The organism is Embleya sp. NPDC005575 (genome assembly GCF_040605455.1).
In the GTDB taxonomy this organism is placed as follows: domain Bacteria; phylum Actinomycetota; class Actinomycetes; order Streptomycetales; family Streptomycetaceae; genus Embleya.
This window is the reverse complement of sequence record NZ_JBEXCV010000109.1, coordinates 20,925-30,125: the sequence shown is the minus strand read 5'-3', so window position 1 is coordinate 30,125 and position 9,201 is coordinate 20,925. Positions and strand designations below refer to the sequence as shown.

The following is a 9,201-nucleotide window of genomic DNA, read 5'->3' as shown; positions in this document are numbered from 1 at the left end:
GGCTCCCCCGGGACCGGCCGTCGCGCGACCCCTCCCGTCCCCGCCGCACGTGAGCAGGGGAACGGTCCGTCAACCCACCCCTGAACCCACGATCACGGAGAGGAGGGCTCGATCACGATGCTCGAAGTGATTCAGGACAACTGGGATCTCTTGCAGCACGGCTTCGTCGGGACGCTCAAGCTGACCGTCGTCTGTGGGATCGCGTCGCTTCTGCTCGGCACGCTGATAGCCGCGTGTCGGGTCTCGCCGGTGCCGCCCCTGCGCTGGTTCGGCGCCGCGTACGTCAATCTCTTCCGCAACACCCCCCTGACGCTGATCTTCTTCGCCGTCGCGCTCGGTTTCCCGAAGCTGCGGTTCAACTTCTCCTTCTTCCAGTTCGCGGTCATCGCGCTGAGCACCTACACCGCCGCCTTCATCTGCGAGGCGATCCGCTCGGGCATCAACACCGTCCCGATCGGCCAGGCCGAGGCCGCCCGCAGCCTGGGCATGTCCTTCACCCAGACACTGAGCCAGATCGTGCTGCCGCAGGCCGGTCGGGCGGCGGTCCCGCCGATCGGCAGCCTGCTGATCGCGATGGTCCGCAACTCGGCCATCGCCAGCGCCTTCAACACCACCGAACTCATGGGCACCAGCTCGACGATGATCGAGAACGGCTACAAATCGTTGTGGGTCCTGGTGTGGATCGCGATCGGCTACCTGATCATCACCTTGACCATGAGCGCGCTTCTCGCCGCGCTGGAGAAGAAGCTGGCGGTGGTCCGATGAACCGCGAAGCGAGTGTGCTGTTCGACGTCCCGGGCCCGAGGGCACGTCGGCGCAACGTGATCATCGGCGTGGTCGGCAGCCTGGCCCTGGCCGCCTTCCTGGTCTTCGTGATCATGCGGTTCGAGGACACCGGCCAATTCGAGTCGGCCAAGTGGGACCCGTTCCAGTACACGGGGGTCCAGCAGTTCATCTTCGACGGCCTCAAGGCCACCTTGAAGGCGTTCGCGCTCGCCGCGGTGTTCTCGATCGTGCTCGGCGCCTTCCTGGCCGCCGGCCGGCTCTCCGATCACAAGATCGTGCGCTGGGCCTCGACCACGTTCGTGACCTTCTTCCGCGCCATGCCGCTGCTGGTGCTGATCTTCATGCTCTACCTCGTCCCGGGCAGCCAGGGCTGGTGGAAATGGGATCCGATGTGGCCGCTGGTGGTCGGCCTGACCATCTACAACGGCACCGTGCAGGCGGAGAACATCCGCGCGGGCATCCTCGCCGTGCCGAAGGGGCAGAGCGAGGCGGCCTACGCGCTGGGCATGCGCAAGACCCAGGTGATGACGATGATCCTGGTCCCGCAGGGCATCCGCACCATGCTCCCGACGATCATCAGCCAGGTCGTGGTGACCCTCAAGGACACCTCGCTCGGCTTCCTGATCACCTACCCGGAGTTGCTCGCCGCGGCCAAGCTGATCGGCGGCTACCAGGACTACCACATGCCGTTCATCCCGGTCACGATCATCGTCGGCACGATCTACGTCGCGATGTGCATGATCCTGTCGGCGTTCGCCACGTGGCTGGAGCGCAGGCTGCGCACCTCACGCAAGGGCAAGCCGATCGCCGTCGAGCCGCCGCGGCCGGCGGCGCTGTCCCTGGACGGCGCCCGCGTCTGACCGTCCCGGCCCGCCGCCCCATCCGCACCACCGACGACCGACGCCCCGCGGTGAACACCACCCGCGGGGCGTCGCTTTGTCCTGGCGGGGTCCCCGTGCCGGATGATGGGCGACGAGTACGACACGTCTTGCAAAAACTTGGGGGGCCACGATGGCGGGCAATGCTCCGCGCGCGGACTCGGTGATCATCGCGGGCGCCGGCCCCGCCGGCTTGGCCGCCGCCCTGGCCCTGGCCGGGCGCGGGGTGCGCTCGGTCGTGGTGGACTCGGGCAACGGCACGCCGCGGGCCGGCTCGCGCGCGTGTGCGCTGGACGGCGCGACGCTGGCCTTCGTCTACGACCTGACCGGCACCCGCCTGGACGGTGCCGCCGAACCGTGGGGTGTGCAGCGGATCCGCCGGCGCACCCGCGACGTAGCGCAGCCGGTCGACGAGCCCGAGGCCCCCGTCCGCTATGGACTCTCCCAACAGCGCCTGGAACGCGCCCTGTTGGACGCCGCACACGCCAGCCCGCTGGTGACCACCGCGTGGCGTCACCGGATCGAGGGGGTCGAACAGGACGAGACCTCGGTCACGTTGCTCGCCCGCGGGCCCGGCGGCCCGGTCAAGTGGCGTGCGCAGTGGCTGCTCGGCTGTGACGGAGCCCGCTCGGTGGTCCGGCGCGCTGTAGGCGTGCGCTTCCCCGGCCGGCCGCGGGTGGACCGGCTGTTGTGCGCGGACGTCAAGGTACGGCTGCCGCGCCGGATCACCGCGACGTCGCTGGTGCCGCCGGATCCCTCGCTCGCCGACGAACCCCCGACCCCCGACACCGGCGGGCCTGCCACCCCGTGGCTGTTCGTGGACCCGCCGTTCCACAGGGGCGGCACCGTGCTCGCCCAGCCGCTGCCCGACGACGTGTGGCGACTGACCTGGCAGCTCCCGATGGCGCACGGGGTGGCCAAGGCCGCCGAGGAGACCCGGGTGATCCCGGTGACCGGCGACCTGGCCGACCCCAAGCGGGTCTCCGCCCGGGTGCGTTCGGTGTTGCGCACCCTGGACGCGCTGTCCCCCGACTCGGACTCGGCCGAGGATCCCGCGCACGACCTGCTGTGGAGCGGCGAATACGAGGTGCACCAGCGACTCGCCCGCCGCTTCCGGGTCGGCCGGGTGCTGCTCGCCGGGGACGCCGCGCACCTGGTCCACCCCTCCGCCGCGGACGCGGTCGAGCTCGGTCTCCAGGACGTCCGCAACCTGGCCTGGAAACTGGCCTTCACCCTGCGCGGCTACGCCCCGATCCGGCTCCTGGAGACCTACCACGGCGAGCGCCGGGGGGCCGCCCGGCGCCGGTTGGCGCTGGGTGAGGACGCGCTGCACTTCCTGGCGCCGGCGAGCCCGGCGCAGAAGGTGGGCCGCCGGCTGACCCTGATGGGCGCGCGCGGCAAGGGCACCACGTTGCGCCGGCTCGACCCGCGCGGGCCGGCCGCGAGCACGTCGGGCCCCGACTACACCGGCTCGCCGCTGCTCACCCCCGGCCCCGGGGTCGGCGAGTGGATCCGGGACGTCCCGGTGGTCCGCGCGGACGGCGCCGACGGGTGGCTGACCGAGTGCCTGGACCGAGGGCTGGTCGTGCTGTTGATCGCTCCCGGCATAGAGGTGTGGCACGGCGACCGCTGGCGCGAGGCGGGCCTGATGCCACGGCTGCGCACGCGCCTGGACAAACTCGCCGCGCCGGCCGAGTTGGTGGTCACCCCCGAGTACCCGGGCGCCGGCGCGCACACGATCCTGCTGATCCGCCCGGACGGCTACATAGCGGCGCACCTGCCCCCCGAGCACCTGGACATCCTCGAGGAGGCCATCGACCGCGCCCGCGGAGCCGGACACTGACGTGGGCGCCGGAACTGCTTTGTCCTCCAACGCCGGACAGGCTGCACATCAACCCGTCCGGCGTTCGAGGACAGCGGACGTCAGATTCCGTAGTGCCAGGTGGTGAGCATGTACGCGCCGTACCACATACCGAACAGACACATCCCGCCGAGCACCAGCACCGCCGTCTTGGTCTTCGCCCGCGCGAGAACCGTTGCCAGGGGGACGAAGAACAGCAGCGTGGGGATCATCAGCCGCAGCTTCGAGTGGTAATAGTTGCTCTGGCACAGCGTCATCACCAGGATCGACAGGCCGTACACCGCCAGCGGCGGCCAGATCCGTCGGTTCAGCGCGACCAGCGAGCCGATCACGGCCGCGATGATCAACACCGCCGTGCTGACCGCTATCCACTGGTCGCCGTTGCGCAGCGTGTCGGTCAGGAAGCGCCGAACCGCCTCGCCGTTGTCCCACTTGGTGCCCCAGCCCGCGTCCTGGATGGTGAACCAGGCGTCGATCTCGCCGAGGCGGGTGCCCACCCACAGCAGGTACAGCGGCATGCCCAGGCACGCGATCACACACGCCGCGATCGGGCGGTACACGAGCCGCCGGTGCTGCCACATCTCCAACAGCGCGGCCACCCCCAGCGCGGCGATCGCCGCGATGCCGGCCGGTCGGGTGATGCTGGTCAGGCACGCGAGCAGGCCCGCGGTCAGCCAGGCCCGTCGGTGCGCCGCGAGCAGCGTGCCCACCGCGAGCGCCAGGAACAGCGTCTCGCTGTAGGCCATCGAGAAGACCACGCCCATCGGCTGCGCGCCGCCCACGAGCACGGTCATCACGAGCGCCGCGCGCCGGTCGTACAGCCGCTTCATGAACACGTACAGCACACACAACGCGGCGGCGGTGGCCAGGTGTCCGGCGATCAGGCCGGCCGTCTCGTAGTCGGTGCCGGTGAGGTAGTGCACGATCCGGACCAGGCCCGGATACAACGGGAAGAACGCGAGCGTATTGCCGGTGAGGTCACCCTCGGGGGTGTACGTGAAGCTGTCCGGATAGCCGTGCGCGGCAACGTCCACGTACCAGTGCGCGTCCCACTGCAGCAGCCGATCCCGCAGGCTCGGGCCACCCGGCGGGATCATCCACGAGAGCACCAGCAGTTGGAGCATGGCCGTGCCCGCGTACACCGCCAACGGCGGCCACAGCAGCCGGAAGCCGCGCTCCGCGAACGACAGGGCCCCCGACGAGTCGTCGTCGAGGGCACCTCGGCCGGGGGCGGACGCCGGCGCGCCCGGTATCCGGGGCTCGTCGATGACGGTCAACACGTACTCCTCAGTGGGTTCCGTTTATTCAACGCCAGGGACAACTGACACGGTTGACGCCCTTCGCGCGCTTTCTGTGTGGCCTATGTCACGCGCCCGGAGTCTGACGCTCTGTCAACTCCGGGCGCGAAGTTCTACTGTGCTGCTTCGTAATCCGTTCGGAGGAGTCGCATGCCCGTCGCACCGCAGATCCAGCCGATCCTCGACGCTGTCGCCGCCGCGCCGCCCCTTTTGGCCGACCTGCCCTTGGCGGAGCGCCGTGCCGCGTCCAACAAAGCTCTCGAGTCGTCCATCCTCGCGTTCGCCGAGCCCGCACCGGAAGGTGTGACGACGCGGGATGTGAACATCACGGTGAAGGAGCCGGAGCCGGGCCGGATCACCGCGCGCGTGTACACGCCGGCCGGACCCGCCCCCAAGGGCGGTCGCCCAGGCTACGTGTATCTGCACGACGGCGCGTGGTGGCTCGGCGCGGTGGACCGCTTCGACGGTCACTGCGCGCACATCGCCGCCGAGAGCGGCGCCGTGGTGATCTCGGTCGAGTATCGCCTGGCGCCCGAATTCAAGTTCCCGTGGCCCCTGGAGGACGCGTACGCCGCGTGGATCTGGGTGCAGGAGCGCGCCTTCCAACTCGGCGTCAACGCGGACAAGGTGGCCATCGGCGGCGCGGGCGCGGGCGGCAACCTGGCCGCGGCCTGCTCGATCATGCTGCGCGACCGCCGCCAGCCGACTCCGGTCGCCCAGGTCCTCGACAGTCCGATCCTGGACCTGACCCTCTCCCAGCCGTCCGTGTCGGAGAACGGCGAGGGCTACCTGCTCACCCGCGAGGCGCTGGAGGGGGCCGTCCAGCTGTACCTGACCAGCCCGCGCAGCGAGCGCACCGATCCGCTCGCGTCGCCGCTGCACGCCGAGGACCTCGCCGGGCTGCCGGCCGCGCTGGTGCTCACCGGTGAGCACGACCCGCTGCGCGACGAGGGCGAGGCGTACGCGAAGCAGTTGGAGGCGGCCGGCGTCCCGGTCGAGGCCAAGCGCTGGGACGGCTTCGTGCACGGCGCGGGCGAACTCACCGCGCTGCTTCCGCAAGCCCGCGAGTATCGCTCGACCATGGCGCAGTTCCTCAAGCGCACGCTGGTCTGAGCGGGGCGCGGGGCCGCCTCACTCCGCCCCGCGTCGCCGCCGGACATGCGGCGGCCGTCCCGTCGGGCTTGCGCTCGGCGGGACGGCCACAGATCCACGGCCTTCGGGCGACAGCAGAAACATCCGGCGCGCGGACACTCCAAGTGTGGCGCGCATGATCGAATCAGGCCACCCCCGCGCCGGACTTTGATCATGATTCTCGGTGTTTTTGATCAACTGCGGTGCACCTATTCGTGCCCGGCCGAACTGTCCTGCGCGTCGAGTGCCTCCTGCACGGTGTCGTGCACGGCCACCATCAGGGTGAAGCCGGTCAGCCGCAGCACCCGCGCGACCGCCCGGGTCGGCGCGATCAGTTGCAGGGAGCCGCCGGCCTCGCGGGCCCGCCGCTCGGCCCGGACCAGGATCCGCAGGCCGAAGGAGTCGATGAAGGCGACCGAGGACAGGTCGAGCAGCAGCCGGTTCAGGCCGGCCGACACCTGCCGGCTCAGCGCGTCGTCCAGGATCGGACCGCTGTCCATGTCGATCTCACCGTGCACGGTCACCAACGTATGACCGGCTCCGGCCGTCGACACCTGTACCAGGAGGGGACCGCTCTCGTCGTTCACGGGCGCATGTCTACCCGTCGATTCCGGGAGCACACCTCACCTGTCCCGCCGGGATCGTCAACGCGATACCGGCACGTACGTCACCGGTGTCACGGCGGCCGGACCATCCGCCGCACCGCCCGACCGGCGGCACCTCGGTGCCCGGGTCGGTGCCCGAGCCGGCTCGCGATGCGGCACTCGCTTCGGCTCCCCCGTGTCGGCTCTCGTCCCGACAATCGGCTCAGCACTCGATGATGTTCACCGCGAGGCCGCCCCGGGCGGTCTCCTTGTACTTGGTCTTCATGTCCGCGCCGGTCTCCTTCATGGTCTTGATGACCTTGTCCAGCGAGACGTGGTGCCGGCCGTCGCCACGCAGGGCCATCCGGGCGGCGGTGACCGCCTTGACGCCGGCCATGCCGTTGCGCTCGATGCACGGGATCTGCACGAGGCCGCCGACCGGGTCGCAGGTGAGCCCGAGGTTGTGCTCCATCCCGATCTCGGCGGCGTTCTCCACCTGCTCGGGGGTGCCGCCCAGGACCTCCGCCAGGCCGCCGGCGGCCATCGCGCAGGCCGAGCCCACCTCGCCCTGGCAACCGACCTCGGCGCCCGAGATGGACGCGTTCTCCTTGAACAGCATGCCGATCGCGCCCGCGGCGAGCAGGAAGCGCACGATGCCGTCCTCGTCCGCGCCCGGAACGGTGGCCACGTAGTGATGCAGGACGGCCGGGATGATCCCGGCGGCGCCGTTGGTGGGCGCGGTGACCACCCGACCGCCGGCGGCGTTCTCCTCGTTGACCGCCATCGCCCACAGGGTGACCCACTCCATCGCGTGCGTGGGCCGGTCACCCTCGGCGCGCAGCGTGCGGGCGGTCCGCGAGGCGCGGCGGCGCACCTTGAGCCCACCGGGCAGGATGCCCTCGGTGGCCAGGCCGCGCTCCACACACGCGCGCATCACGTGCCAGATCTCCAGCAACTCGGCGCGGATCTCCGGCTCGGTGCGCCACGCCTTCTCGTTCTCCAGCATCAGCGCGGACACCGAGAGCCCGGTCTCCCGGGTCAACCGCAACAACTCGTCGCCGGTGCGGAACGGGTGTCGCAGCACGGTGTCGTCGGGCTTGACCCGATCCGCCCCCACCGCGTCCTCGTCCACCACGAAGCCGCCGCCGACCGAGTAGTACGTCTTGGTGAGCAGCTCGGTGCCGTCCGCGTCGCGCGCCCACGCGGTCATGCCGTTGGCGTGGTACGGCAGCGTCTTGCGTCGGTGCAGCACCAAGCCCCGGTCGCCGTCGAAGGCGATGTCCTGCACGCCGAGCAGTCGCAACATCCCCGACTCGCGAATGCGCGCCAGCTCCGGCTCGACCTCCTCCGGGTCGACGGTGCGCGGCGAATAGCCCTCCAGGCCGAGCAGCACCGCGCGCGGGGTGCCGTGACCGTGACCGGTCGCGCCCAGGGAGCCGTACAGCTCGACCCGGACGCAGGCGACCCGGTCCAGGACACCCTCGGTCTTGAGTCGCTGCGCGAACATCCGCGCGGCGCGCATGGGACCCACCGTGTGGGAGCTCGACGGGCCGATGCCGATCGAGAACATGTCGAACACACTGATCGCCAAGGCGGATGGCCCTTCAAGCGGACGGCAGGGACGTATACGCGCCGAGGGACGCGCTTGTGGCGGTCCGACGGCTCGGACAACGGTCCCAGGCTAGGTCACCGACCCCGGTCGCGGGGGCGCGGCTCAGACGGGTCCGTCCCAGGCCCGCCACGGGGTCTCGTCCGGATCGCCCGCCTCGTCGGCCTCGGCCTCGTGCTCCAGCGCGTCCCGGACCACGCGAAGGGCCAGGCCCTCGCCGTATCCCTTGCGCGCGAGCATGCCCGCCAACCTGCGGATGCGCTTGTCCCGGTCCAGGCCACGCGTGGCCGGCAACCGGCGGGCCACCAGGGCCCGAGCCGTCTCCAGCTCCTGTTCGGGATCGAGTCGGGCGACCGCCTCGTCCACCACGACGGCGTCCACACCGCGTTGACGCAGCTCCCGGGCCAGGGCGCGACGGGCCAGCCCCTTGCCGGTGTGTCTGGTGTCGACCCACGCACCCGCGAAGGCGGTGTCGTCGATCAGTCCCACATCGGTGAATCGGCCCAGTACGTATTCCGCCACCTCGTCGGGCACCTCCCGACGGCGCAGCGCGTCCGCCAGTTGGGCCCGGGTGCGGGCGCGCCCGGTCAACAGGCGCAGACAGATCGCCCGCGCGGTGGCCTCCGGATCGGCGAGCGGTTCCGGCGCCGCGTCGGCGCCCTCGGCGGGCTCGATGCCCTCGTCGTCCGCATTCCGTCGGACCCGGCCCCGAGTCCCGGCCCGCTCACGCCTGTCCCGCTTGGCTCGACCACCTTCGGACCACCGACCGGCGGCCCGCTCACCCTCTCCGCGGACGTCGGCCCCCGAGCCGTCGTCCCCCGCCTCCCGGTCCCCCGCTTCGCGCTCCCCCGAGTCGCGTCGCGTCGAGCCGGCTCGGCGTGCGGTGCGGCGCTCGACACCGCCACGGCCGGCTCGATCATCCGTCGCGGCACGTGCCGTGACGGCCGCCAGCGCGGCCCGCAGTTCGGCGGCGTCGACCGGCGGGGAGACGGGTCCGGCCTCGGATCCGTCTCCCCACGTGTTCGACCACTCGCCGGCAGGGCGACCCACGGGC

At 71.2% G+C, this 9,201-nt stretch carries 8 protein-coding genes; 4 read left to right on the top strand and 4 right to left on the bottom strand.

Annotated features, from left to right (window positions below; all coding sequences use genetic code 11):
- Positions 1–117 precede the first annotated feature (117 nt).
- The 3 genes from ABZS54_RS29585 (at position 118) to ABZS54_RS29575 (ending at position 3,507) form a co-directional block, all read left to right on the top strand.
- Entirely contained in the window at positions 118–765 is a 648-nt protein-coding gene (locus tag ABZS54_RS29585) for an amino acid ABC transporter permease (protein WP_355542680.1), read from the top strand.
- Positions 762–1,646 (top strand): amino acid ABC transporter permease, encoded by an 885-nt coding sequence (locus ABZS54_RS29580; protein ID WP_355542677.1) that lies wholly within the window; start codon positions 762–764, stop codon positions 1,644–1,646. Before ABZS54_RS29585 ends, ABZS54_RS29580 begins: the two co-directional genes overlap by 4 nt.
- Positions 1,647–1,797: 151 nt before the next feature.
- Positions 1,798–3,507 carry an FAD-dependent monooxygenase gene (locus tag ABZS54_RS29575; RefSeq protein WP_355542674.1) on the top strand — a complete coding sequence of 570 codons (1,710 nt, stop codon included), beginning with the start codon at positions 1,798–1,800 and terminating at the stop codon, positions 3,505–3,507.
- An 80-nt stretch (positions 3,508–3,587) separates the two neighbouring features.
- Here ABZS54_RS29575 and ABZS54_RS29570 read toward each other — a convergent pair whose 3' ends face one another.
- On the bottom strand, positions 3,588–4,805 hold the full coding sequence (locus ABZS54_RS29570; protein ID WP_355542671.1) for a hypothetical protein: 1,218 nt from the start codon (positions 4,803–4,805) through the stop codon (positions 3,588–3,590).
- A gap of 168 nt (positions 4,806–4,973) precedes the next feature.
- Between ABZS54_RS29570 and ABZS54_RS29565 the strand changes: the two genes are divergently transcribed.
- Complete coding sequence (locus ABZS54_RS29565; protein ID WP_355542668.1) at positions 4,974–5,936, top strand: alpha/beta hydrolase; 963 nt, start codon at positions 4,974–4,976, stop codon at positions 5,934–5,936.
- Between the two features lie 227 nt (positions 5,937–6,163).
- On the opposite strand, the gene ABZS54_RS29560 is transcribed toward ABZS54_RS29565, so the two are convergent.
- From ABZS54_RS29560 to recX, 3 genes are all read right to left on the bottom strand, one after another.
- Positions 6,164–6,541, bottom strand: coding sequence for an STAS domain-containing protein (locus tag ABZS54_RS29560; protein ID WP_355542665.1), 378 nt, complete (start codon positions 6,539–6,541; stop codon positions 6,164–6,166).
- A 220-nt stretch (positions 6,542–6,761) separates the two neighbouring features.
- The gene (locus ABZS54_RS29555; protein WP_355542662.1) at positions 6,762–8,129 is read right to left on the bottom strand and encodes an L-serine ammonia-lyase; all 1,368 of its coding nucleotides are present in this window, start codon (positions 8,127–8,129) and stop codon (positions 6,762–6,764) included.
- Positions 8,130–8,252: 123 nt separating this feature from the next.
- Positions 8,253–9,197 carry a recombination regulator RecX gene (gene recX / locus ABZS54_RS29550; protein ID WP_355542659.1) on the bottom strand — a complete coding sequence of 315 codons (945 nt, stop codon included), beginning with the start codon at positions 9,195–9,197 and terminating at the stop codon, positions 8,253–8,255.
- Positions 9,198–9,201: the final 4 nt, after the last annotated feature.